Below are 25362 nucleotides of genomic sequence, written 5' to 3' on the forward strand. Positions count from 1 at the left end.
GCCTTTGTTGTGACGTGATTCGTGCCCGGCTCGCGGCACGGGCGGGCATGCGGCCGGCGCCCGCCTCGAAAACGAGAGGCCGGTCGGCTGCCCGAAAAACGGTTGATTATAGGCTAAGTCGGGGTCGCCCACCGGGCGCCGCGGCCGGCGCTCGGACACGGGCGGCGCGCATCGCGCGCTTGCGGTCAGACCGCCGTGGCGGCGTTCGCTGACGTAGCCGGATGCGCCCCGGCGAATAAGGTGTCGATGCCGTAGACCTGCGCGAGGCTCGCGAGGCCCGCCGGCACGTTCACGATGTCGAGCGCGCGGCCCCTCGCCTGCGCGGCGCGCCGCCAAGCGAGCAGCACCGCGAGCGCCGACGAGTCGAATTGCGTCAGTTGCGTGCAATCGACGGCCGTTGCACCGGCCTCGATACTGGCCAGGCCGGCTGCGAGCGCACTAGTGGCGCTCGCATGCGTGAGCGTCGCGCCCGTGGCGAAACGGCTCGTATCGGCGCTCATGACGGTTGCTTACCCGCGGCGAGTTGCTCGTTGCGCTGCGTGAGGAACTGCAGCAAACCGGAGACGCCGCCCTGATTGATCTTCTCGGCGAACTGTTGCTGATACGCCTGGATCAGCCATGCGCCCGCCACGTTCAGGTCATAGACGCGCCAGCCTTGCGCCGTCTTGTACAGCCGGTAGTCGAGTTCGACCGGTTGGCTGTTGTTGATGACGGTCGAGCGCACGACGACATCCGTCGCGCCCGGATCCGCGCGGAACGGCTTGAACTGCACGGTTTGATCGCGCACTTGCGACAGCGCGCCCGAGTAGGTGCGGATCAAGAGCATCTTGAATTGCTCGACCATTTGATCTTGCTGCTGCGGGGTAGCCTGGCGCCAGGCGCGGCCCATCGCGAGCTGCGTCGTGCGGCGGAAATCGGTGTACGGCAGGATCTTCTCGTTCACGACCTGCGTGATCTTGTTGATATCGCCGCTCTTGATGCTCGAATCGGACTTGATCTGGTCGAGCACCTGGGTCGTGACCGTTTTGATCATGCCGTCGGGAGAATTCGTGTCGACCGTTTGGGCAAAGCCGGCGCTGCCGAACGAGAGCAATGCGGAAAACAAAGCAAACCAGAGAAATTTTTTCATCGTCGATCCTTGAGTGTCGAGGAACCGGAGTTCGAGCTCACCATGCCATGCAAGTTCGAGGCCGGTCCAACATCGGGCGGCAACATTCGTATCGAATCGTTACCACCCCGCTCCCACACCGCTCAGCGCGGCAAATGAATTCCAGGCAGGCCGTTGTGCGGCGGCGGCACGTACTGCTGGCCCGGCACCGTTTGGCCGTCGCCGTTCGTCCCGCTGGCCGGCGCCGGCGCCGCGGCGGGCGCCGATGCCGCCGTAGCACCCGAAGCACCGGCCGGCTCGGCCGATCCGTCGTCGTACTTGGGCAGCGAATCGTCGTAGTTCGGAACGCTCTCGGCCCCGTCGCCGCCCGTGATCAGGAATTGGCGCCGCTGCAAATAGGCGTTTCGTATGAACGAATACTTGTCGATCGCGGCGCCCGAGAGCACGTCCACGGTCGTCAACAGGTTGGCGCGCGTATTGACGAGATTCACGCCGTACAGCGCCCAGCTCACGCTCGACGGATGCACGTAGCTGAGCGGGTTGCCGTAGTAATCGACCGCGAGGCCCGCCGCATCGCGTACCGTGCTCGGTCCCAGCAACGGCAGCACGAGGTACGGGCCCGACGGCACGCCGTAATGGCCGAGCGTCACGCCGAAGTCGGCGGAGTGCTTCGGCAGCTTGGCCGCCGTCGCGACGTCGAACAGGCCGCCCACGCCGAACACGGTGTTGATGACGACGCGCATGACGTCGCCCACGCCGTCGGCGATCTTCAGTTCGAGCAGTTCGTTGGCGGCGACATAGACATCGCCGATATTCGAAAAGAAGTTGGTGACGCTCGAGCGTACCGGCTGCGGTACGGCCCATTGATAGCCCTTCGCGACGGGTTTCAGCGCGTAGGTATCGACCGTATCGTTGAATTTGAAGACGGTCCGGTTCAGCCCCTCGAGCGGATCGCCCGGTGTCGGCGTTTGGACGGACGCGCAGCCGGCCAATGCCGCGGCGGCCAAAGCAAGCGTCACGTTCTTCGCGCGCGTGGTTCGCATTATTGTTCTCCGTTAGCTCACACTATCTGTGATTCGATCAACCGGGTTTCCTTAACCGCCGCTAGCCGCGGGCGCGCTGGACGCGGCCGGAGCGCTAGGCGCCGGGGCAGGAGCGGTTTTCGAGCCGCCCGCGTCGGCGGCCTTGCTGTAAAGGAACTGCCCGATCAAGTTTTCAAGCACGATGGCCGATTGGGTCATCGAAATGGTATCGCCGGCCTTCAGCATCTCGGAGTCGCCGCCGGGCTCGAGCCCGATGTACTGCTCGCCAAGCAGCCCGGAGGTCAAGATCTTGGCCGACGTGTCCTTCGGAAACGGATACTGCTTGTCGATATCGATGGTGACCGTGGCCTGGTAGGTATTCGTGTCGAAGCCGATCGAGCTCACGCGTCCGACCGTCACGCCCGCGCTTTTGACGGGAGCGCGCACCTTCAGACCGCCGATATTGTCGAACTTGAGCTTGACGGGATAGGTGGCCTCGAACGAGAGCGAGCTCATGTTGCCGACCTTCAGCGCCAGAAACAGCACGGCGATCAAGCCCAGCAGCACGAACAAGCCGACCCAGAAGTCGAGAACAGTCTTTTTCATCGTCATTCCAACAAAGAGAAATTGGCTTAAGCGGCAAACGGCGCCGGCGCTCAGCTAAACATCAGCGCGGTCAGCAGGAAATCGAGCCCGAGCACGGCAAGCGACGCATAGACGACCGTGCGCGTGGTCGCCAGCGATACGCCTTCGGGCGTCGCCTTGGCTTCGTAGCCTTGGAACAGGGCGATGAACGTCACCGCGAAACCGAATACGACGCTTTTGATGACACCGTTGCCGACGTCGCGCCAGACGTCGACGCCGCCTTGCATCTGCGACCAGAAGGCACCCGAATCGACGCCGATCAGCAGCACCCCGACGACATAGCCGCCCAGCACGCCCACGGCGCTGAAAATCGCCGCGAGCACAGGCATGGAGATGATGCCGGCCCACATGCGCGGCGCCAGCACGGTGGCAACAGGGTCGACGGCCATCATTTCGAGCGCCGTCAATTGTTCGCCGGCTTTCATCAACCCGATTTCGGCCGTCAGCGACGTGCCGGCCCGGCCGGCGAACAGCAGCGCAGTAACGACGGGCCCGAGTTCGCGCACGAGCGAGAGCGCCACGAGCAATCCGAGCGCTTGCTCGGAGCCGTAGCGGTTCAGCGTGTAGTAGCCCTGCAAGCCGAGCACGAAGCCGACGAACAAACCCGACACCGCGATGATGATGAACGAGTAGTTGCCGACGAAGAAGATCTGTTTGACGACGAGCCCGGGCCGGCGCAACAGTCGCAGCCCTTCCAGGACGATACGAAGGAATAGCCGCGTCGCATAGCCCGTGCGCACGATGCGGCCGATCACCCAACTGCCGAGTGCGCTAATCATGCCCGCCCCCCAAGCCGAAGTCCGCCGCGAGCGTCGCTTGCGCCGGGTAGTGGAAACGGAACGGACCGTCGGGGGCGCCGTCGATGAACTGGCGCACGGTCGGATCCACCGATTCGCGCAATTGCGCCGGCGTGCCGTGGGCCAGGACCGTCCCGTTCGCGAGGAAATAGACGTAATCGGCGATCGCGAACGATTCGGGCACGTCGTGCGTCACGAGAATCGAGGTGGCGCCGAGCGCCTGATTCAGCGTGCGGATCAGATTGGCCGTGATGCCGAGCGAAATGGGGTCGAGACCGGCGAACGGCTCGTCGTACATCATCAATTCCGGATCGAGCGCGATTGCACGCGCGAGCGCCACGCGGCGCGCCATGCCGCCCGAGATTTGCGACGGCGCCAGATCGCGCGCGCCGCGCAGCCCCACGGCGTTCAATTTCATCAAGACGAGGTCGCGAATCAGCGCCTCGGGCAAATCGGTATGTTCGCGCAACGCGAAGGCGACGTTCTCGAACACCGACATATCGGTAAAGAGCGCCCCGAATTGGAACAGCATCCCCATCTTGCGGCGCAGGGCGTACAACCCCTCGCGCGTTTGCTTGCCGACGTCGCGCCCCTGGAACAACACTTCGCCGCGGCGCGCCCGCTCGAGGCCGCCAATCAAACGCAGCACCGTCGTCTTGCCACCGCCGGAGCCGCCCATGACGGCGACGACCTGGCCGCGCGCAAAGCGCATGTTCAGGTTCGAGAGAACGAGACGGTCTTCGTCGTAACCGAAGTCGACGTTGCGAAGTTCGAGGATAGGCTCGGAGGATGAAGGCGGCACGAAGCGGACTTTCCTATTACGCGGAAGCGGAATTATAGGGCCTCAGCGATTACCCTGTGTTGACACCGCTATTGCCGGGCCCGCAACGGTGCGTTGCGGGCGGCCGCCCCGCCTGTCCGCCCGCGCGGGGCCGTCCTATGCCTGGAAAGCCTGTTGTAACCGCGCGACGGCGGCGGCCGGGTCCGCGGCCGCCGTCACCGCGCTCACGAGCGCGGCGCTGCCCACGCCCGTGGCCAGCACAGCCGCAAGCCGCGAGGCGTCGATTCCGCCGATCGCCACGAGCGGCACGTGTCCATCGAGCAGCCGCACATAGCGGGCCAGCCGCGTGATGCCTTGCGGCGCGGTCGCGACGGTTTTCGTCCCTGTCGGAAACACTGCGCCGAACGCCAGGTAGCTAGGCCGGTAATGCAGCGCCCGCAGCATTTCGTAATAGCCGTGCGTCGATAAGCCCAAGCGCATGCCCGCTCGCGCAATGGCTTCGAGGTCGGCCGTGTCGAGGTCTTCCTGCCCCAAATGCACGCCGTACGCGCCCGCTTGCGCGGCCTCCCGCCAGTGGTCGTTGATGAACACGCGGGCATCGTATCGGCGCCCGGCGGCCACGGCGCGCGCGATGTCGTCTTCCAACCCGCTAGGGAGCGCATCCGCATCCTTCACGCGCAATTGGACCGTCTTCACGCCCATCGCGAGCACGCGCTCGACCCATTGCGCGCTCGGCAGGACGGGATAGAGGCCGAGCCGCGGCGGGCAAGCCGGGAAAGCCAGCACCGGCGCGGGGGGCAATTGCGCCACACGCGGAAAGCGCGACAGCTCGACGGGCCACGCGTCCTCGCTCCGCATCTCGTCGCCGTCGCGCCACGCCAGCGCCAGTACGAGCGCATCTTGCGCATCGAAACCGCAGTCGAGAAAAGCCGCCAAGGCGGCGAGCCAATCCTCGGCGAGCGCCCCTTCGAGGGAAAAGCGCTCGCCGCCCGGCGCCATCAGCGTCGCGCCGCCCGCACTGGCTTGCACCACGGCCGCCCCATCCCCGCGCCAGGCCGCGACTTCGCCGTCCGGCACCTCGCGTCCGATCACGACGATCAAATCGTTCGGCCCCGCCGCCTCGGGGGCGGCAAGGCAAATGCGCCAGGCCCGGCTCGTGCGCGGCCAATCGCCGAGCCGCGCGCGAATACGCTCCGCGGCCTCGCTCAGCTCGTCGACGGGCGGCCAGAACCAGCCGCGATCGGTCAGCTTCAGCGTTTCCATGGCAGGTGCCCCGCGCGCGCCGCGTTCATTGCCCGTCCTGATGCCAAAACGGCATGCCGACGACGGGCGTGCTCGCCTGCGCGCTGTCGCGCTCGGCCATCGGGCCGGCCATATAGGCCTCGCGCCCGGCTTCGACCGCCCGCGCAAACGCCCGCGCCATCGCGGCCGGATGCGTCGCTTGGGAAACAGCCGTATTCAGCAGCACGCCGTCGAATCCCCATTCCATCACCTGGCATGCGTGCGACGGCACGCCGAGGCCCGCATCGACGATCAGCGGCACGTCGGGCAGCCGCTCGCGCAAAACGCGCAAACCGTACGGATTGACGACGCCCTTGCCGGTGCCGATCGGCGCGCCCCACGGCATCAACGCCTCGCAACCGGCATCGAGCAGCCTGCGCCCGACGACCAGGTCCTCCGTACAGTACGGCAGCACCTTGAATCCGTCCTTGACGAGCCGCTCCGCGGCCTCGATGAGACCGATCGGATCGGGCTGCAGCGTGTAGTCGTCGCCGATCAGTTCGAGCTTGATCCAATCGGTTTCGAAAACCTCGCGGGCCATATGCGCCGTCGTAACGGCTTCGGCCACGCTTTGGCAGCCAGCCGTATTCGGCAACAGCGGCACGGAGCGCGCCTTGAGCAGATCGAAGAAGCCGGCCTCGGCCGTTTGCGCATTCATCTGCCGGCGCAGAGCGACGGTCACCATACCGGGACGCGCGGCGTCGATCGAGTCGGCCAGCGACTGCAACGAGGGATAGCGCGACGTACCGAGCAGCACGCGACTCGAGAAAGGCGTGCCATACAGCGTCAGCGTATCGGCGGCAAGGGAGACGGGGTCGGTGGCGGAGTTCATCGGATGTCCTGAAATGGCCGGAGGCGAAACGACGCGAAAGGTGCGCAGCGGGTCAAAGGCTTGCGCCGGCTGGCGGCGGTGCTCAACCGCCCGCAACGGGCTGGACGACGTCGATCTTGTCGCCCGGTTGCAAGGCGCGCACCGCGTGTTGGCCGCGCGCGACGAATTCGCCGTTGACCGCGACCGCGAACGGCGGACGGGCGCCGAAGAGCGACAGCGCGTCGGCGAGCGTCGAGCGCTCGGGCACCGACAGCGGCGTTTGATTCACTTGTATGTCCATGATCAGCAATACGGTTGATACGTTGAGCGATTCGAATCAGCGTTCCGAATGAGCGTGCCTTTATGCGCGGACCGGCGGCGCTCGGTGCAAGCGCGGCTCCGGGCAATGGAGCATCGGCGCCCACGGCGACGTCTCGCGCTGCGCGCAGAAAGCGTCGATATCGCCGATGCGCCCCGCAAGCAGCGCGCCGGCCAAATCCGCCGCGGCGCGCGACACTTCGGGCGCGATCATATATCCGTGACGGTACAACCCATTGACGGTGAGCGTCCGGCCGCCGTCCCACGAAATGGCGGGGCGATGATCGGGCAGCGTCGGCCGGCACTGCGTATTGAGCTCCAAAATGCGCGCCTCGCCGAAGCCGGGGTGCACGGCAAAGGCCGCACTCAATAATTCGAGCGCCGAACGCACGCTAACGGGCGACATATCCTCGCCCTCGATCTCCGTCGCCCCCACGACGTAGACATCGTCTTCTTTCGGCGCCAAGTAGATCGGATAACGCGGATGAAGCAGCCTCACCGGACGCGTGAGCCCGATCCCGGGCGCCTTCACGCGCGCCACCTCGCCGCGAATGCCGCGCAGCGAGGGCAGCACGGGCTTCGCGCCGAGCCCGCGGCAATCGATCGTCACCTGGGCGAGCGGCCGCGCGTGCTCCTCGACCACCGTGTTCCAATGGGTCGCGACGCCGCGTTCGGCAAGGCCTGCCGCCAGCGCGCGCAAAACTTGGCGATTGTCGAGCTGGCCTTCGCGCGGCATAAACCAGCCGGTCGCGAAACGCCCGGCCAGCGTGGGCTCGACGGCGGCGAGCGCCGCGCCGTCGACGCGCGCAAGACCGCCATCGGCGAGCAGCGCGGCCGGCGCATTGGCGCGCACACGCCGCTCGAACAGCGACGCCTCGGCCCGATCGCCGTGGTGCCAAACCACGAGCGTGCCGTTGCGTTGAAAGAAGACGGGTTCGGGCAGTTGCGCGATGATGCGAGGCCACTCCTCGAGCGAAGCGGCACCGAGTTCGACGATCAGCGGTTCGGCGACCGCCGCCTCGGCAAGCGGCGCGAGCATCGCCGCCGCGACCCAGGCGGCCGACGACGAGCCGGCCGCGTCGCCGCGTTCGTAGAGCGCCACCCGGTGGCCCGCGCCCGCCAGCCGCCATGCGACGAGGCGGCCGCACAGGCCGCCGCCGAGCACGGCGAAGTCGGGCAGCGCACCCGTCGAAACGACTGAAGATTGAGCGGTCATCGGATCATCCTTTGCGTACGGCGAAAACGCGTACATCAGGACGAAACCGGCCGGTGGGGCCGGCCGGGCAAGCGGCGCGGTCTGCAAAGCGGACGCGGCCCGGCGGGGATGGACGGCCGCGAGCGGACGTCCCACGCAAAGCGTTCCCGAAACTTCCCGCGCCGGTATTATCCGGATCGGGTGCGAAGGGTCTCTCTCAGCCTCGCGCACGGACGGCAAACTTGCCGTACACACCACCTGAAACGCGCAAAGCACCCCTGTTTCGTCGTCGGCAATTAGACCATAAAAGGCTAAGCCGCAGCAAACCGGACACACTGACGCAGCGGCCCGACCGCGCCCTTTTTTACGCTCGTCGGGATTCGACGGCAGAGCGCGCAGGCGGGCTCTGGCACAATGACCGGCACGGCATGCGAAGCCCGCTCGGCACGGAGTCTGCGCCGGCGCCGCTGCGCACATCCGTTAAGACTCTTTTAAGAGGCTCGCGCAACAATCCGCGGCCATCGGCGCCTCGTCCGGCATCACGGCTCGGGCGGCCGAGCAACAAATCCGCGCAACTGATTCGGAAACACCGTTCGGAACATATATGACTGCGTCCCTCACTCCCGTCCCCGAGCGCGAAAACTCCTCAGCCACCCCCGTCTCGGCCACGGCCTGGGGGCTTATCAAGCCTTACTGGGTGTCGGAAGACTGGAAAGCCGCGTGGGGCCTGCTGCTGTCGATCGTCGCGATCAACTTGATCATCGTCGCGATCAACGTCTGGTTCAATCAATGGTCCGCGACGTTCAACAATGCGCTCGTATCCAAGGACGTTCCGCAGTTCTGGCGCCAAATCATGCTGTTCACCGTCGTCGCGTTCGTATTCATTACGCTAGCGGTCTATCGCGTCTATTTGCGCCAGATGCTCGAATTCCGCTGGCGCCAATGGCTGACGAACCGCTATCTGCGCGAGTGGCTCGGCGAACGCGCCTTTTACCGGATCGAGCGCGACCGGCTGGCCGACAATCCCGACCAGCGGATTACCGACGATCTGCAATCGTTCGCCTCGAATACGCTCTCGCTCTCCCTCGGCATCTTGTCGACGGTCGTCACGCTGTTCTCGTTCATTCTTATTCTTTGGCGCATCGCGGGGCCGCTGACCTTCCAGCTTAGCGGCACGACTTGGACGATTCCCGGCTACATGGTGTGGGCGGCCGCGATCTACGCGATCGCCGGCTCCTATGTCATTCACAAGGTCGGCCATCCGCTCGTCTCGATCACGTACCAGCAACAGCGCGTCGAGGCCGACTTCCGTTTCGGGCTCATCCGTCTGCGCGAAAACTCCGAGCAGATCGCGCTATATGACGGCATGCGGACCGAAGAGGGCAATGCGCTCAACGTGTTCGGGCGGATTCGCGACAACTGGTGGCGCGTGATGAAGTACACCCGCCGCCTGAATTTCGCGTCGATCTTTTATTCGCAGGCCGCGATTATCTTCCCGACGCTCGTCGCTTCCCCGCGCTATTTCGCCGGGGCCTTCTCGTTCGGCGTGCTCATGCAGATATCGGATGCCTTCAGCACCGTCAGCGGCTCGTTCTCCTGGTTCATCAACAATTACTCGTCGCTCGTCGAATGGCGGGCCACCGTCAATCGTCTGCGCGAATTCAGCCGCGTCATCCATAGCACGCATCTGCGCGAATCGGTGTCGCCCGCCACGGAGCACGGCGGCATCAATTTGCACTATGTCGATGCGCAGACGCTCACCACGCGCGACTTGCGCTTGGCGTTGCCCAACGGCACCCCGCTCGCCGCGATTCCCGACATCACCGTGAAACCGGGTTCGCGCTGGCTCGTGCGCGGCGCGTCGGGGGCGGGCAAGAGCACGCTGCTGCGCGCGTTCGCCGGCCTCTGGCCGTTCGGCGACGGCGCGATCGATGCGCCCGTCGGCGCCCGCTCGATGTTCGTGCCGCAGCAAAGCTACCTGCCGATCGGCACGCTCAAGGCGGCGCTCGCCTATCCGTCGCCGGCCGACAGCTTCTCCGACGACGCCTGCGCCGACGTCCTGCGCGCATGCCGGCTAGAAGGCTACGTGCAACGGCTGTCCGAATCGGCGCATTGGACGCGCGTGCTGTCGCCGGGCGAGCAGCAGCGCCTTGCCGCCGCGCGCGTGCTGCTGCACAAGCCCGATTTGCTGTTCCTGGACGAAGCGACGAGCGCGCTCGATCCCGAAAACGAATCGCACCTCTATCGCTTGTTGGCCGACCGGCTGCCGGGCACCGCGCTCGTCAGCGTCGCGCACCGCGAATCGCTGGCCGCGATGCACGAGCACGTCCTCGACATCTCGCGGGCCGACGAGCGGGCGGCGGCGTAGACCGGGCGTGAACGCGCGCAGCCCTCAAGCGTGCGGCACCGGTACGGAGGCGAGTGAGCGATAGCGCGCCCCGTGCCGGGCGAGCGTGCTCGAATAGAGCGTGAGCGCCTCGAAGCGCGGAACGACTTCGAGCATCGCGCCGCCGGGCGGCAAATTCGTTTGGGGAAAAGCGCGGCCCGCGGCGGCTTCTCGTGCAGGACCGGCCAAATGGGTCGAGCGAGCGAAGCGGGCAAGCGTGACGTGAGGGCGGAAGGGACGATGCGTGTCGACGGGCAAACCGAGCGCCGCTAAGAGTGCGCGGATACGCGCCTCGATTTCGGCCAGCCCGTGCGCCGGGCCGAACGGGACCACGACGAGCCGCGGGCGCGCGGCGCTCGGCCAATACTCGCTGCGCTCGGCGCGCTGCGGCGGGAGCGGGGTCGCAACGGAACTCAAACGCTGCGCGAGCGCGGCGCCCTTTTCGGGGGCGACGCTCCCCAGGAACGCCATCGTCATATGCAACTGATCGATCGGCACGCGCCGGGCGCTCGGGCCGACAGCCAATGCCGCGAGCGCATCGCGCGTGGCCGCGTCGGGCTCGAGCGCGATGAAGCAGCGATGCCAATCGTCGTCGACGGCGCCCCGCTCCCCCATATCGATCAGCGCGGCAACTCCGAGCTGCCCATCAGATAGGCATCGACGGCGCGCGCGCATTGACGGCCTTCGCGAATCGCCCAAACGACGAGCGACTGGCCGCGGCGCATATCGCCCGCCGCGAACACCTTGTCGACGGACGTGTAATAGGCGCGCTCGCCTTCCGTCGATGCGCGCACGTTGCCGCGCGCATCCTTGTCCACGCGGAATGCGTCGAGCACCGGTGCCGCCGGTTGCGTGAAGCCCATCGCAAGCAGCACGAGGTCGGCCTTCATCTCGAACTCGGAACCCGGCACTTCCTGCATCTTGCCGTCCTTCCATTCGACGCGCGCGGCGATCAGCTTTTCGACCTTGCCGTTCTTGCCTTCGAAGCGCTTGGTCGCTACCGACCAATCGCGGCTGCAGCCTTCCTCGTGCGAGGACGACGTGCGCAGCTTGACCGGCCAGTACGGCCAGACGAGCGGCTTGTTTTCTTCCTCGGGCGGCTGCGGCAGGAGTTCGAACTGCGTCACGCTCTTCGCGCCGTGCCGATTCGAGGTGCCGACGCAATCGGAGCCCGTATCGCCACCGCCGATCACGATGACGTGCTTGCCTTTCGCGAGCAGTTGATCGGCGAGCTTGTCGCCCGCGTTGACCTTGTTTTGCTGCGGCAAGAACTCCATCGCGTAATGCACGCCGGCAAGCTCCCGGCCCGGGACCGGGAGATCGCGCGGGGTCTCCGCGCCGCCCGCGATCACGACCGCGTCGAATTGCTCTTTCAGCGTTTCCGGCGTGATGGTTTCCTTCGCCGTATTGCCGATATGCGGCGCCAGCGGCTCTTGGCCGATGAACACGTTCGTGCGGAACGTCACGCCCTCGGCTTCCATCTGGCGCATGCGCCGGTCGATGAGCCATTTCTCGAGCTTGAAATCGGGGATGCCGTAGCGCAGCAGCCCGCCGATGCGATCGTTCTTCTCGAAGACGGACACCTCATGGCCCGCGCGTGCGAGTTGCTGGGCGGCTGCGAGCCCGGCGGGGCCGGAGCCGACGACGGCGACCTTCTTGCCCGTCTTCTTCTTGGGCGGCTGAGGCGCGACCCACCCTTGGCTCCAGGCCTTGTCGATGATCGCGTGCTCGATCGACTTGATGCCGACCGGCTCCGCGTTGATGCCTAGCGTGCAAGCGGCCTCGCACGGCGCGGGGCAGATGCGGCCCGTGAACTCGGGGAAGTTGTTCGTCGAATGCAGGACCTCGATCGCATGCTGCCAATCTTGGTGATAAACGAGGTCGTTGAAATCGGGAATGATGTTGTTGACGGGGCAGCCGTTGTTGCAAAACGGGATGCCGCAGTCCATGCAACGCGCGCCTTGCACTTTCGCGTCGTCGTCGGAGAGCGCGAGGACGAACTCCTTGTAGTGCTTCACGCGCGCAAGCGGGGCTTCGTAATGCTCGTGGCGGCGCTCAAACTCGAGAAAACCGGTTGCCTTGCCCATAGGGTGCTCTTCTTTCCAAAATCGTCGGTATCGGGGTGGGCCGGCGAAGGCCACGCGCTCGGCTCGATTCGGCATCGAGGCGCGCAGCCGTTTCCGCCGGCCGCTCGGGTCTTTTAACGGGCGCGCTTCGCGCCCGCGTCGATTGCGTCGGTCGCTTACGCGGCCATCGCCTCCTTGGCCGCCTTTTTCGCGGCCAATTCGCCGAGCGCACGCTTGTATTCGGTCGGGAAGACCTTCACGAACTGCCGGCGCGACGCGTCCCAGTTCTCGAGCAGCGCCTTCGCGCGCGGCGAACCGGTGAACTGGAAGTGCCGCTCGATGAGGCCCTTGAGCAACGCTTCGTCGGTCTCGCCCGCGTGCCACAGCCCGCGATCGACCGTGCGCTCTTGCTCGGCCTGTTGCAGAACCGGCTCCAGCGCAACCATCGCCTTGTTGCACTTGCTCGCGAACGAGCCATCGGCGTCATAGACGAAAGCCACGCCGCCCGACATCCCCGCGGCGAAGTTGCGGCCCGTCTCGCCGAGCACCACGACCGTGCCGCCCGTCATGTACTCGCAGCCATGATCGCCCGTGCCCTCGACGACGGCGCTCGCCCCCGAGTTACGCACGCAGAAACGCTCTCCGGCCACGCCGCGCAGGTACGCCTCGCCTTCGAGCGCCCCGTACATCACCGTGTTGCCGCAGATGATGTTTTCTTCCGACTTGCCGCGGAAGTCGTTGGTCGGACGGATGATGATGCGTCCGCCCGAGAGCCCCTTGCCGACATAGTCGTTGCCGTCGCCGACGAGATCGAGCGTGACCCCGCGCGCGAGGAACGCACCGAAGCTTTGCCCCGCCGTGCCCTTCAACTGGATATGGATCGAGTCGTCGGGCAGGCCGTCGTGGCCGTGCTTCTTCGCGATCACGCCCGAGAGCATCGCGCCGACGCTGCGATTGACGTTGCGCACCGGCTGAATGAACGAGACGTGCTCGCCGCTTTCGATCGCCGCACGCGCCTTTTCGATCAGCGTGTGATCGAGCGCGCGGGCCAGACCGTGATCCTGCTCCTCGACATGCTTGCGCGCGACCTCGCTCGGCACCGCCGGCTGATAGAAGACGTTCGTGAAGTCGAGGCCCTTGGCCTTCCAGTGCTCGACGCCCTTCTTCATATCGAGCAGTTCGGAGCGGCCGATGAGATCCTCGAACTTGCGAATGCCCAGTTGCGCCATGATTTCGCGCACTTCCTCGGCGACGAAGAAGAAGTAGTTCACCACATGCTCGGGCTGGCCCTGGAACTTCGCGCGCAGCACCGGATCTTGCGTGGCGACGCCGACCGGGCACGTATTCAGATGGCACTTGCGCATCATGATGCAGCCTTCGACGACGAGCGGTGCCGTCGCGAAGCCGAACTCGTCGGCGCCAAGCAGCGCGCCGATCACGACGTCCCGGCCCGTCTTCATCTGACCGTCGGCTTGCACGCGGATACGTCCGCGCAGGCGGTTCAGCACGAGCGTTTGCTGGGTTTCGGCCAGACCGAGTTCCCACGGCGTGCCGGCATGCTTGACCGACGACAGCGGCGAAGCGCCGGTGCCGCCGTCATGACCCGCGATCACGACGTGATCCGCCTTGGCCTTCGCGACACCCGCCGCCACCGTGCCGACGCCCACCTCCGACACGAGCTTCACCGAGATGCTCGCGGCCGGATTGACGTTCTTCAAATCGTGGATGAGCTGCGCCAAGTCCTCGATCGAATAGATGTCGTGGTGCGGCGGCGGCGAAATGAGGCCCACGCCGGGCACCGAATAACGCAGCTTGCCGATGTACTCGGACACCTTATGGCCAGGCAGTTGACCGCCTTCGCCGGGCTTCGCGCCTTGCGCCATCTTGATCTGGATCTGATCGGCCGACGCCAGATACTCGGCCGTCACGCCGAAGCGGCCCGATGCGACCTGCTTGATCTTCGAGCGCAGCGAATCGCCGTCCTTGAGCGGAATATCGCGCACGATTTCGCTGCCGATGACGGAGGCGAGCGTATCGCCGTTCTTGATCGGGATGCCGCGCAACTCGTTGCGGTAGCGCGAGTCGTCCTCGCCGCCTTCGCCCGTGTTCGACTTGCCGCCGATCCGGTTCATCGCGATGGCCAGCGTGGCATGCGCCTCGGTGCTGATCGAGCCGAGCGACATCGCCCCCGTCGCGAAGCGCTTAACGATTTCCTTGGCCGGCTCGACTTCGTCCAGCGGGATGGCCTTCGTCGGTTCGACCTTGAACTCGAACAAACCGCGGAACGTCATATGGCGGCGTGTCTGATCGTTGATCAGATGCGCGTATTCCTTGTACGTCTGGTACGAGTTGCTGCGCGTCGAATGCTGGAGCTTGGCGATCGCGTCGGGCGTCCACATGTGGTCTTCGCCGCGCACGCGGTAAGCGTACTCGCCGCCCGCGTCGAGCATGTTCGCCAGAACCGGGTTATCGCCGAACGCTTCGCGGTGCAAGCGAATCGCTTCCTCGGCCACATCGAACAGACCAATGCCGCCCACCTTCGACGCCGTGCCCTTGAAGTACTTCTCGACCAAGTCCCCCGCCAGGCCGACGGCCTCGAAAATCTGCGCGCCCGTGTAAGACATATAGGTCGAGATGCCCATCTTGGACATCACCTTTTGCAAGCCCTTGCCGACCGCCTTCGTGAAGTTGTAGACGGCCTTCTCGGGCGAGAGGTCGCCCTTCAGGCCCTGCGCCATCTGGGCCAGCGTTTCCATCGCGAGATACGGATGGACGGCCTCCGCGCCATAGCCGGCCAAGAGCGCGAAATGGTGCACTTCGCGCGCCGAGCCGGTCTCGACGACGAGACCCGTGCTCGTGCGCAAACCTTGCGAAACGAGATGCGTGTGGATCGCCGCCGTCGCGAGCAGCGCCGGAATGGCGACGTTGTCGCGATCGGTGCGGCGGTCGGACACGATCAGCATGTTGTAGCCGGACTTGACCGCATCCACGGCTTCCGCGCACAGCGAGGCGAGCCGCGCCTCGATCCCTTCCTTGCCCCAAGCAACGGGATAGCAGATGTTCAACTCGTACGAACTGAACTTGCCGCCCGTGTATTGATCGATGGCGCGGATCTTGGCGATGTCCTTGAAATCGAGCACCGGCTGCGAAACTTCGAGCCGCATCGGCGGATTGATGTTGTTCGTATCGAGCAGGTTCGGCTTCGGGCCGACGAACGAGACGAGCGACATCACCATGTTCTCGCGGATCGGATCGATCGGCGGGTTCGTGACCTGGGCGAACAGTTGCTTGAAGTAGTGATAGAGCGTCTTGTTCTTGTTCGACATGACGGCGAGCGGCGAATCGTTGCCCATCGAGCCGATCGCTTCCTCGCCTTGCAGCGCCATCGGCGCCATCAAGAACTTCAGGTCTTCTTGCGTATAGCCGAACGCTTGCTGGCGATCGAGCAGCGCCGCCGCCTCGCGCCGCTCGGTCGCGACGTCCTGCGGGTTCGGCTCGATTTCGTCGAGCTTGATCCGGACCGCGTCGATCCAGCTCTTGTAGGGCTTGGCGTTGGCGAGGTTGTCCTTGAGTTCCTTGTCGCCGATGATGCGGCCGTGCTCCATATCGATGAGGAACATCTTGCCCGGCTGCAGGCGCCACTTCTTGACGATCTTCGATTCGGGAATCGGCAGCACGCCGGCTTCCGAGGCCATGATGACGAGATCGTCGTCGGTGATGATGTAACGCGCCGGACGCAGCCCGTTGCGGTCGAGCGTCGCGCCGATCTGACGGCCGTCGGTGAATGCGATCGCGGCGGGACCGTCCCACGGCTCCATCATCGCGGCATGGTATTCGTAGAACGCGCGACGGTTCTCGTCCATCAGCGTGTGCTGCTCCCACGCTTCGGGAATCATCATCATGACCGCGTGCACGAGCGGGTAGCCCGCCATGACGAGCAACTCGAGGCAGTTGTCGAACGAAGCGGTATCGGACTGGCCCGGGTAGATCAGCGGCCATAGCTTGGGCAGGTCCTCGCCCAACACGGCGCTCGCGATCGCGCCGGTACGCGCGTTGAGCCAGTTGACGTTGCCCTTCACCGTGTTGATTTCGCCATTGTGGGCGATCATCCGGTATGGGTGCGCGAGTTCCCAGGCCGGGAACGTGTTCGTGGAGAAACGCTGGTGCACGAGCGCGAGCGCCGACACGACGCGCTCGTCTTGCAGATCGCGGTAGTACACGCCGACTTGCCCGGCCAAGAGCAGGCCCTTGTAGACCACCGTGCGCGCCGACATCGACGGCACGAAGTACTCCTTGCCGTGCTTGAGCTTGAGGGCCTGGATACGGTGGCTCGCAGTCTTGCGGATGACGTACAGCTTGCGCTCGAGCGCATCGGTCACCATGATGTCGCGCCCGCGGCCGATGAAGATCTGGCGGATCACGGGCTCGGTCGCCTTTACTGCCGGGGAGATCGGCATGGCGTGATCGACCGGCACGTCGCGCCAGCCGAGCACCACTTGCCCTTCCGCCTTCACCGTGCGCTCCAGTTCCTGCTCGCAGGCCAGGCGCGACGCATGTTCCTTCGGCAAGAAAATCATCCCCACGCCGTACTCGCCGGCCGGCGGCAGCGTCACCCCTTGGCGCGCCATTTCCTCGCGATAGAACGCATCCGGAATCTGAATCAGGATACCCGCGCCGTCGCCCATCAGCGGGTCGGCGCCGACGGCGCCCCGGTGATCGAGGTTCTCCAGAATCTTCAAGCCTTGCTGAACGATGTCATGGCTCTTCTGGCCCTTTATATGCGCGACGAAACCGACGCCGCAGGCGTCGTGCTCGTTGCTCGGGTCGTACAGACCTTGGGCGGCGGGTACCGAGTGGATCGGTTGTTGGTCGTTCATGGGGGACACCGTCTATCAGAGGCCATAGCGGCCGTTCGCTGGGGATGCGCGCTTCGCGTTCGCCGCCCGCCGGCGATGGCCGGGGCGAAACACGGGCACTTGTCGCGGATGACCGGGGGTGGGGAGGCGCCGCGTGGCGGGCCGTGCTTATGGCACCGACACTCGCCGAAATCGGAATATACGCGACGAATCAATCAAATAGCAAACAAAACATGATGATCTGACACCATTAAAATAGCTGCATCGAGTTGGTGCCTATTTATTGGGGCCGCATCATAATGGGGCAAACAAAAACGACACCCTTGGGTGCCGTTTTCGACGCGGCCGTTTCGACATGGTATTCGTCGCCGCGAACAGCGCGCTCGCCGCAGGAAGACGTCGTCCGGCGAGCATCCGCCGGGCGCCGCGGCTACTGTTGCTGCGGCGTTTGGGGCGTCTGCGGCGTCTCCCGCACCTTCTTAGGCCGTCCGCGCGGCAAAGGCGACACGCGCCGGTTGGCAGCCCGAGCCGCCCACTCGCGGTACGAGTCGCCCCCGAGCACCCAGCCTTTGAGCGTGGCTTGCTGCAGCTCGTTGGCTTCGCGTTCGTCGAGGGGCTGCTCGCACAGCTCCTTGTAAGCGCGCTGACGCTCGAACGGCGTGTTGCCGAGCGACCAATAGAGCGGATGGTCGGTCACGAGGCTATCGACGGTTAGCCCGATATGGTGCCGATAGCTCGACCATCGGTAGTCCTCGGGAACGCCGACGAGCTGCGCCCGCACCGGACACAACTCGATGACGCGGCTCGCGAGCAAAAAGTAGCGCTCGCCCTCGATGACCGTTGCGCGGTAGCGCCCTTCCCAGAGCGTGCCGCGCCGGGCATAGCGGCGATTGAAGTGCGCGACGTAGCGCCTGCCCACCGCCTGCATCGCCTTCGGCAAGCTCGTCTCGTCGCTGGGCGTGACGAGCAGTTGCACCGCGCCGGGCATGAGGACATAAGCGTGGATGTCGAGGTGATGATCGCGCGAGGCGGCTTTCAAGCAATCGACGAAAAGCTCGTAATCCTGCTCGTCGACGAAGGCGGGCTGCTGATCGAGTCCGCGCAGGATGACGTGCTGCGGCTGTTTCGGAACGTAAAGACGTGCGAGCCGTGCCATGCTGGATTCCGTTTAGTACGTTGGTAATTACCCCAAGGGCGATGCGGCGCTCGGCAAGCGTTTGCAAAGACGCGCGCGGCTTTTCGTGAACCCAGGCGCAGCTTAGGGAGAATGCTCTAGCATGCGCGCTTGGTTTGTTTCAAACCTTCTACTCATAATAGGCGGGCCTTTCATGGAGGAGCACATAGATGAAATTAAAACAGGCCATCACAGGGGCCGCGGTTGCGCTCGTGTGCGCACAAGCAGCCCATGCCCAAACGGCCGGGACGTTTTACGTGACGTCGGGGTGGTTCCACTTCGCGCCTCAGAGCAGTAGCGACCCGCTCGAGGAACTCAGCGTCGGCGGCACGCCCATCAACGCCTACCAAGCCAACACCGGCGCGAGAATCGACAACTCCGACACGATCGGTTTGAGCATCGGCTACTTCGTGACCGATCACATCTCCACGGAGTTGGAACTCGGGATCCCGCCGAAGTTCGATATCGACGGGTCTGGCCAGCTTTCCCAGTTCGGCAAGCTCGGCAGCGCGAAGCTTTGGTCGCCTGCGTTGCTCTTTAAGTGGAACTTCCTGAGCCCCACGGACAAATTCCGGCCGTACGTCGGTATCGGCGTCACGCGCGTGTGGTTCACGAACGCGGAGATCACGAACGGCGCGTTCGCAGCCGGCGTGTTGCATGGTCCGACCTCCGTCTCGACGGATCGTTCCTGGGCGCCTGTCTTCAACGCGGGTTTCAACTACTCGTTCAATAAGCATTGGTTCGCCGGTTTGTCGATTTCATACATTCCGGTCGGCGTCACTGCCAACTTGACAACAACGAACGCCGGCCCGTTCGGCTTGACGGTTCAATCCCAAGCAAAGATCAGGCTCAACCCGATCGTCACGTTCGCCAAGGTCGGCTACGCCTTCTAAAGCCTAGGCCGAAAATCGCCGCATGCCTATCCGACGCCGCCCCGATGGGGCGGCGTTGTAATTTCAACCACCGGTAAGTCGCACTCCTACCGTTTCTTCGGGTGTTTCTCGCGGCGATTCTTTCCGCGTACGTTCGTCGATTCTTCCTGCGTTTCGTCGCGCCTTCGAGCGCATCCCTGCTCGTCTCTCCGTCCGCCTTGATCCTTGCTTGCTCTCGCATAGACTTGGAAGTTACCCCACGCGATGCGGCTGCCCACCCGGGCATCGAAGTTGCGGCTCGGTAGGTCTTCCCCGCATCGGATTCGCGGGTTCGTTCATCCCGTTAATAATCACTGACGGAGCGACCATGACCGCCCTACCGAATACGCGAGACGCACTCGAAACATCGTGGAATAGTGCCGGCCGGCACGCTCGCCGCATTGCAAGGCACGGCCGCCACGCAGCCGAGGACATCGGCGTCGAAATGCGCGAGCTGCTCTCGGAGTTGGAGCAAACGCTCGGCGACGGCACTCAGGCCGACGCCGCCGTTTTGCGCGAGCAAATGAAAAAGCGCCTCGAAGCGGCACGGGCTCGCCTGGACGGCGCCCGCGATACGCTGCGCGATCGCGCGGCCGCGACGCTTAGCGACGCGCAAGGGTACATTCGAGAAAACCCTTGGGAGACGGTAGCGGTCGTCGGCGGCGTGGCGCTGCTGACGGGCTGGCTGCTCGCGCGTAGCCGCTGATCGCGGTTGCGCTCGCTTGCCGCTCGAACCGCTCGAACGACGGCGAGCGCATCGCTGGGCTCAGGGCTCGGCCCTCACGGCTCAGGAGAGGAAGTCCGCCCCGATCAAATCGATGCGATCGGTGCAGATCGCATCGACGCCCCAGTGCGCAAGCGTTCGCGCGCGCTCGGGATCGTTGACGGTATAGGCCAGGATAAACAGCCCGGCCGCCTTGATCTCGCCGACCAGCCGCGCATCGAGCCGGCGGTGATCCGCATGCAGCGATAGGCAAGCGAGCGCATCGGTCTGCGCGCGCCAATCCTTCGGCACGGCACCGAACAGGAGCCCCCGCGGCAATTCCGGCTGCGCATCGCGGGCGGCCGCCAGCGCCTCGAACGAAAACGATGAGAGCAGCGGCAGCGGCGAACGCGCCGGGTCCGTCTTCGCCCAGAGCCGAGCGGCTTCTTGCGCCACGCGTCGGCCCGTCGCTAGCTCGCGGCCCGCGCACGGTTTGATTTCGATATTGGCAGCCAAACCGTGCGCGACGCATCGCTCATGCACTCGCTCGAGCGTCGGCATGGGCTCGCCGCGAAACCGCGCGTCGAACCATCCGCCGGCATCGAGCGTCGCCAGTTCCGCGTAGGCCATGCGCGCCGCCGCGCCGCGTCCATTCGACGTGCGCTCGACGGTGTCGTCGTGCAATAGGAACACGACGTCGTCGCTCGAGAGTTTCGCATCGAACTCGATCATCTCAAGCCCAAGGGCCGCACCGGCATCGATCGCGGCCAGCGTATTCTCGGGCGCGAGCGAACCGCCGCCGCGATGGGCGACGATCCGCGGGTACGGCCAGCTCGCACTAGGAGCAGCCGATGAGAGGTGGTTCGTGCTTGAAGTCATATCTTTTCCGAATGGCGAATGCACCGCCGGGCTCGTATCCGCTGGTTCAAAACGCGCGTTTGCCGGTGGCCGGGTCGAAGAAATGCAGATGTTCGAGCGGCAACGCGGCCGGCACGACCTCCCCGCTGCCGGGCCGATCCGCGTGAGGCAGCCGCACGGTGACGTCGTGCGATCCCCAACGGCCATGAACCAGATTATCCGCGCCGAGCAGTTCGCATGATTCGACCGTGAGCGGCGCGCGCGCGCAATCGGCTCGCGGCGTCATATGCTCGGGACGGATGCCGAGAACCCACTCTCGCCCGACGGCAATCTCACGCCCCAAGCCGGGCGCCCCCGCGATCGGCAGCGCCGGCCCGCCGCCCGCCACCTCGAACGTTGCGCCGTCCGCGCTCAGCGTACCGGAAAGCAGATTCATCGCCGGCGAACCGATGAAACTCGCAACGAATACCGTGGCCGGCCGCTCGTAGACCTCGGTCGGCGCGCCGATTTGCTCCGCATGCCCGCGATTCATGACGATCACGCGTTGCGCCAGCGTCATGGCCTCGATCTGATCGTGTGTGACGTACAAGCTCGTCGTCGCGAGTCGCGCATGCAACCGCTGAATCTCCAAGCGCATCTGAACGCGCAGTTTCGCGTCGAGGTTCGAGAGCGGCTCGTCGAACAAGAATACCGACGGCTCCCGCACGATCGCGCGCCCCATCGCCACGCGCTGACGCTGGCCGCCCGACAGTTCGCGAGGGCGGCGCGCGAGCAGCGGCTCGAGTTCGAGAATCTTCGCGGCCGCCGCGACGCGCGCCTCGATCGTCTCCCGAGCGATCCCGCGAATTTTCAGCCCGTACGACATGTTTTCCTTCACGCTCATATGCGGATAGAGCGCGTAGTTCTGAAACACCATCGCGATATCTCGGTCCTTCGGCTCGAGCCGATTGACGACGCGCCCACCGATCGCAATCTCGCCTTCGGACACGCTTTCGAGCCCCGCCACCATCCGTAACAACGTCGACTTCCCGCAGCCCGACGGTCCGACCAATACCACGAACTCACCGTCGCCCACCTCGACGTCGATGCCGTGCAATACGAATTGCTTGCCGTCGTACGTCTTGCGCACGCCCTTCAAAGTCAAGCCTGACATGCTCGATGATCCCCTTGATTATTTTTCCGCGTCGACCAGCCCGCGCACGAACCAGCGCTGCATCGCCAGCACGACGACGAGCGGCGGCAGCATCGCCAGCAGCGTCGCGGCCATCACGAGGTGCCACTCGGTCGCCGTGTCTCCGCTCGCGATCATCGTCTTGATACCGACGACGGCGGTCGTGAGCGACTGTTCGTTGGTGATCAGGATCGGCCACAGATACTGATTCCAGCCGTAAATGAACGTGATGACGAACAGCGCCGCGACATTGGTTTTCGACAGCGGCAGCACGATGTCGTAGAAAAAACGCAGCGCGCCGGCGCCGTCGATGCGCGCGGCTTCGACGAGTTCGTCGGGAAGCGTCATGAAAAACTGGCGGAATAGGAATGTCGCCGTCGCGGAAGCGATCAACGGCAGCGTCAGTCCCGCATAGGTGTTGGTCAGATGCATCGACGAGACCACTTGCACGGTCGGGAAGATCCGCACTTCCACGGGCAGCATCAGCGTGACGAAAATCAGCCAAAACGCGGTGTTGCGCAAAGGGAAGCGGAAAAAGACGATGGCGTAGGCCGAGATGATCGAGACCGCGATCTTGCCGATGGCAATCGCGAGCGCCATCACCAGGCTATTGAGCAGCATGCGGCCGAACGGACTCGCCGCGTTACCCGAACCGTGCGACCAGATGGCCGCGACGTTCTCGAGCAGATGCGTACTGGGTACGAGCGAGAGCGGTACGGTGAAGACCTCGTGCTCGCTCATCGTCGCCGCGCAAAACGCGACATAGACGGGAAACGCGACGAGCGCCACGCCGGCGATCAACACGGCGTGGCAAAAGAGATCGAAGCCCCTGCGATTTTCGATCATGTGTATTGCACCTTGCGTTCGATGAAGCGGAATTGAACGACGGTCAGACCGACGACGATCAGCATCAGCACGACCGATTGCGCGCCCGAACTTCCGATGTCGAGACCTTGAAAACCTTCCGCGAAGATTTTGTAGATCAACGTCTTCGTGGCTTGCGCCGGCCCGCCGCCCGTGGCCGCGTCGATGACGGGAAACGTGTCGAAGAACGCATAGACGACGTTGACGACCAGCAAGAAAAAGGTCGTCGGCGACAGCAGCGGCAACGCGATACCGAAGAAACGCCGAGCGGGCCCTGCGCCGTCGATCGCCGCGGCCTCGATCAGCGAACGCGGAATCGCCTGCAATCCGGCGTAGAAGAACAAGAAGTTGTAGCTGACCTGCTTCCAAACCGAGGCGAGCACGACCAGCGCCATCGCCTGGGTGCCGTTCAACGCGTGGTTCCAGACGATCCCGCCTTTCGCGAGCGCATAGGTCACGATGCCGATGCTCGGATTGAAGAGGAATGCCCAGAGCACCGCGGCGATGGCCGGAGCAACCGCATACGGCCAAATGAGCAGCGTGCGGTAGAGTTTGGCGCCCCGGGTCACGCGGTCCGCGCATGCCGCCAACAGCAAGGCGATCACGAGACCGCACACCGTGACGAGCGCGCTAAAGACGAGCGTCGTCTTGAACGAATCGAGATAGAGCGGATCGGCGAACAGATGAGCGAAGTTCGCGAGACCGACGAACTCGCTCGAAGTACCGAACGCATCTTGCGTTTGGGTCGATTGCCACAGCGCCACCCCGGCGGGCCAGAGAAAGAACAAGCCGGTAATGGCGAGTTGCGGCGCGACCAGCAGATAGGGCAATGCGCTCGCGGCGAAACGAGAACGTTCTTGCATGGACGATGGCCGATGGACGATGAATCAGTCGATGCCGCGGCCTCGCCCGTTCGCGTCGCCGAATAAGCGACGCGCCGGACGCCGGCGGCGCGGCGAATCTCAAAGAGAACTGGAGCGCTTCCAATCGCACGGGCGGCGCGCAAGCCGTTCTCCGGCGTGCGCGGCCCGCGTGCTCGGATCTTACTGACCCGCTTGCTGAAAGCGGCGCAAAAGTTCGTCGCCGCGGGCGGCCGCGGAGTCGAGCGCGTCCTTGGGCGACTTCTTGCCGGCCCACACCTGTTCCAGTTCCTCGTCGACGATGGTGCGAATCTGCGGCATGTTGCCCAAACGCAGGCCCTTCGTGTAAGGCAGCGGCGGCTTGTTCAGCATCTGTTTGATCGCCGTATCGGCCCCGGGATTTTTCGCATAAAAGCCCTGGCTGCGAGCGAGGTCGTAGGCGGCCGTCGTCACGGGCAAGTAGCCCGTATCCTCATGCCACTTGGCGGCCACGGCCGGCGACGACAAATACGTCAGGAACTTGGCGACGCCCTTATAGACGTTCGGATCCTTGCCCGCGAGCACCCAAAGGCTGGCGCCGCCGATGATCGCGTTTTGCGGCGCGCCCTTCACATTGGCGTCGTACGGCATCATGCCCGTACCGAAATCGAACTTCGCGTACTTGCGGATCGTGGCGAGCGAACCGGACGAGTTCGTCAGAATCCCGCAATCGCCGCTATAGAACTTCGAGACCGCTTCGTCCTTGCGGCCGACGTAGGTGAACGAACCGTCCTTGGCCATATCTTGCAGGAACTGGATATGGGCGATCTGCTGCGGCTTGTTGAATTCGAGCTTCGCGCCGAGGCCGTCGAAGCCGTTGTTCTCCGACGCGTAGGGCACGCCGTGCCAAGCGCTATAGTTTTCGAGTTGAATCCAGCCTTGCCAACCCGTGGTGAAGCCGCACGACATGCCCGCTGCCTTCAGCTTTTTGGCATCGGCGCGCACGTCGTCCCACGTCTTCGGAGGCTGGTTCGGATCGAGGCCCGCCTTCTTGAAGGCTTCCTTGTTGTAGTAGAGCACCGGCGTGGAACTGTTGAACGGCATGGCCACGAGTTCGCCGGTTTTCGCATCGGTGTAGTAGCTGGCGATCGTCGGCACGAACGCCTTCTGGTCAAGCGGCACGCCGGCCTGCTTGAATACGTCCGTCACCGGTAGCACGGCCTTCTTGGCCGCCATCATGGTCGCCGTGCCGACTTCATAGACTTGCAAGATCGCCGGCGCATTGCCGCTACGATAGGCCGCGATGCCCGCCGCGAGCGTTTGATCGTATGTGCCCTTGAAGACCGGGACGATCTTGTAGTCGCCTTGCGACTGATTGAAATCGTTCGCGATATCGGTCAAGCGCTCGCCGAGCGCGGCCTCCATCGCATGCCAAAACTGAATCTCCGTCGCGGCCAATGCCGCGTGACTCGCCCCGACGAGCGCGGCGCCCAGTACGAGCGACCGGACCACCGTCTTGCAACCCTTGCTCATTTAGTTCTCCTAAGGTAAACCCTCTCCAAACCACGATCGCCCC

The 25362-nt window shown here is 64.6% G+C and carries 22 protein-coding genes and 1 riboswitch; of the genes, 3 read left to right on the forward strand and 19 right to left on the reverse strand.

Annotation, left to right across the window (positions count from 1 at the left end):
• Nucleotides 1–185: 185 nt before the first annotated feature.
• The 10 genes from DXT59_RS16800 to DXT59_RS16845 form a co-directional block, all read right to left on the reverse strand.
• Nucleotides 186–500, reverse strand: coding sequence for an STAS domain-containing protein (locus tag DXT59_RS16800; protein ID WP_116138017.1), 315 nt, complete (start codon nt 498–500; stop codon nt 186–188).
• Nucleotides 497–1129, reverse strand: coding sequence for an MlaC/ttg2D family ABC transporter substrate-binding protein (locus DXT59_RS16805; protein WP_116138018.1), 633 nt, complete (start codon nt 1127–1129; stop codon nt 497–499). The genes DXT59_RS16800 and DXT59_RS16805 overlap by 4 nt, the downstream gene beginning before the upstream one ends.
• Nucleotides 1130–1251: 122 nt before the next feature.
• Nucleotides 1252–2151, reverse strand: a complete 900-nt coding sequence (locus tag DXT59_RS16810; protein WP_116138019.1) for an MlaA family lipoprotein — start codon at nt 2149–2151, stop codon at nt 1252–1254.
• 51 nt (nt 2152–2202) lie between these two features.
• The gene (mlaD, locus tag DXT59_RS16815) at nt 2203–2742 is read right to left on the reverse strand and encodes an outer membrane lipid asymmetry maintenance protein MlaD (protein WP_205417443.1); all 540 of its coding nucleotides are present in this window, start codon (nt 2740–2742) and stop codon (nt 2203–2205) included.
• A gap of 44 nt (nt 2743–2786) precedes the next feature.
• A complete protein-coding gene (gene mlaE / locus DXT59_RS16820; RefSeq protein WP_116138020.1) occupies nt 2787–3554 on the reverse strand; it encodes a lipid asymmetry maintenance ABC transporter permease subunit MlaE in 768 nt (255 codons plus the stop codon).
• On the reverse strand, nt 3547–4374 hold the full coding sequence (locus DXT59_RS16825) for an ABC transporter ATP-binding protein (RefSeq protein WP_116138021.1): 828 nt from the start codon (nt 4372–4374) through the stop codon (nt 3547–3549). Before DXT59_RS16825 ends, mlaE begins: the two co-directional genes overlap by 8 nt.
• Nucleotides 4375–4509: 135 nt before the next feature.
• Nucleotides 4510–5616 carry a thiamine phosphate synthase gene (gene thiE / locus DXT59_RS16830; protein WP_116138022.1) on the reverse strand — a complete coding sequence of 369 codons (1107 nt, stop codon included), beginning with the start codon at nt 5614–5616 and terminating at the stop codon, nt 4510–4512.
• 25 nt (nt 5617–5641) lie between these two features.
• Entirely contained in the window at nt 5642–6466 is an 825-nt protein-coding gene (locus tag DXT59_RS16835) for a thiazole synthase (RefSeq protein WP_116138069.1), read from the reverse strand.
• Nucleotides 6467–6548: 82 nt separating this feature from the next.
• Nucleotides 6549–6746, reverse strand: coding sequence for a sulfur carrier protein ThiS (gene thiS, locus DXT59_RS16840; protein ID WP_116138023.1), 198 nt, complete (start codon nt 6744–6746; stop codon nt 6549–6551).
• A gap of 60 nt (nt 6747–6806) precedes the next feature.
• Nucleotides 6807–7979: an FAD-dependent oxidoreductase gene (locus DXT59_RS16845; RefSeq protein ID WP_116138070.1), complete on the reverse strand. Its 1173-nt coding sequence runs from the start codon at nt 7977–7979 to the stop codon at nt 6807–6809.
• A 136-nt stretch (nt 7980–8115) separates the two neighbouring features.
• Nucleotides 8116–8248: riboswitch (TPP riboswitch) on the reverse strand.
• A gap of 314 nt (nt 8249–8562) precedes the next feature.
• Here DXT59_RS16845 and DXT59_RS16850 point away from each other — a divergent pair.
• Entirely contained in the window at nt 8563–10326 is a 1764-nt protein-coding gene (locus DXT59_RS16850) for an ABC transporter ATP-binding protein/permease (RefSeq protein ID WP_116138024.1), read from the forward strand.
• A 24-nt stretch (nt 10327–10350) separates the two neighbouring features.
• Here the strand turns inward: DXT59_RS16850 and thpR are convergent, their stop codons facing one another.
• From thpR to DXT59_RS16875, 4 genes are all read right to left on the reverse strand, one after another.
• Nucleotides 10351–10959 (reverse strand): RNA 2',3'-cyclic phosphodiesterase, encoded by a 609-nt coding sequence (gene thpR, locus DXT59_RS16855; RefSeq protein WP_116138025.1) that lies wholly within the window; start codon nt 10957–10959, stop codon nt 10351–10353.
• Nucleotides 10960–10964: 5 nt separating this feature from the next.
• Nucleotides 10965–12431, reverse strand: coding sequence for a glutamate synthase subunit beta (locus tag DXT59_RS16860; protein WP_116138026.1), 1467 nt, complete (start codon nt 12429–12431; stop codon nt 10965–10967).
• A gap of 155 nt (nt 12432–12586) precedes the next feature.
• The gene (locus DXT59_RS16865) at nt 12587–17287 is read right to left on the reverse strand and encodes a glutamate synthase-related protein (RefSeq protein ID WP_116138027.1); all 4701 of its coding nucleotides are present in this window, start codon (nt 17285–17287) and stop codon (nt 12587–12589) included.
• 409 nt (nt 17288–17696) lie between these two features.
• The gene (locus DXT59_RS16875) at nt 17697–18422 is read right to left on the reverse strand and encodes a transposase (protein WP_116138029.1); all 726 of its coding nucleotides are present in this window, start codon (nt 18420–18422) and stop codon (nt 17697–17699) included.
• 188 nt (nt 18423–18610) lie between these two features.
• Here DXT59_RS16875 and DXT59_RS16880 point away from each other — a divergent pair, with 188 nt between their 5' ends.
• Together DXT59_RS16880 and DXT59_RS16885 are read left to right on the forward strand one after the other, a co-directional pair.
• Nucleotides 18611–19333: an OmpW/AlkL family protein gene (locus tag DXT59_RS16880; RefSeq protein WP_116138030.1), complete on the forward strand. Its 723-nt coding sequence runs from the start codon at nt 18611–18613 to the stop codon at nt 19331–19333.
• A 346-nt stretch (nt 19334–19679) separates the two neighbouring features.
• Nucleotides 19680–20057 (forward strand): ElaB/YgaM/YqjD family protein, encoded by a 378-nt coding sequence (locus tag DXT59_RS16885; RefSeq protein WP_116138031.1) that lies wholly within the window; start codon nt 19680–19682, stop codon nt 20055–20057.
• A gap of 81 nt (nt 20058–20138) precedes the next feature.
• Here DXT59_RS16885 and ugpQ read toward each other — a convergent pair whose 3' ends face one another.
• The 5 genes from ugpQ to ugpB all read right to left on the reverse strand — a co-directional run bounded on the left by ugpQ (nt 20139) and on the right by ugpB (nt 25319).
• Nucleotides 20139–20933, reverse strand: a complete 795-nt coding sequence (ugpQ, locus tag DXT59_RS16890) for a glycerophosphodiester phosphodiesterase (RefSeq protein WP_116138032.1) — start codon at nt 20931–20933, stop codon at nt 20139–20141.
• A gap of 46 nt (nt 20934–20979) precedes the next feature.
• Nucleotides 20980–22065 (reverse strand): sn-glycerol-3-phosphate import ATP-binding protein UgpC, encoded by a 1086-nt coding sequence (locus DXT59_RS16895; RefSeq protein ID WP_116138033.1) that lies wholly within the window; start codon nt 22063–22065, stop codon nt 20980–20982.
• Nucleotides 22066–22083: 18 nt separating this feature from the next.
• A complete protein-coding gene (gene ugpE / locus DXT59_RS16900) occupies nt 22084–22929 on the reverse strand; it encodes a sn-glycerol-3-phosphate ABC transporter permease UgpE (protein ID WP_116138034.1) in 846 nt (281 codons plus the stop codon).
• Nucleotides 22926–23810 (reverse strand): sn-glycerol-3-phosphate ABC transporter permease UgpA, encoded by an 885-nt coding sequence (gene ugpA / locus DXT59_RS16905; RefSeq protein ID WP_116138035.1) that lies wholly within the window; start codon nt 23808–23810, stop codon nt 22926–22928. The genes ugpE and ugpA overlap by 4 nt, the downstream gene beginning before the upstream one ends.
• Nucleotides 23811–23990: 180 nt before the next feature.
• Nucleotides 23991–25319, reverse strand: a complete 1329-nt coding sequence (gene ugpB / locus DXT59_RS16910; RefSeq protein WP_116138036.1) for a sn-glycerol-3-phosphate ABC transporter substrate-binding protein UgpB — start codon at nt 25317–25319, stop codon at nt 23991–23993.
• Nucleotides 25320–25362 lie beyond the last annotated feature (43 nt).

This window comes from Trinickia diaoshuihuensis, from assembly GCF_003390925.1.
In the GTDB taxonomy this organism is placed as follows: domain Bacteria; phylum Pseudomonadota; class Gammaproteobacteria; order Burkholderiales; family Burkholderiaceae; genus Trinickia; species Trinickia diaoshuihuensis.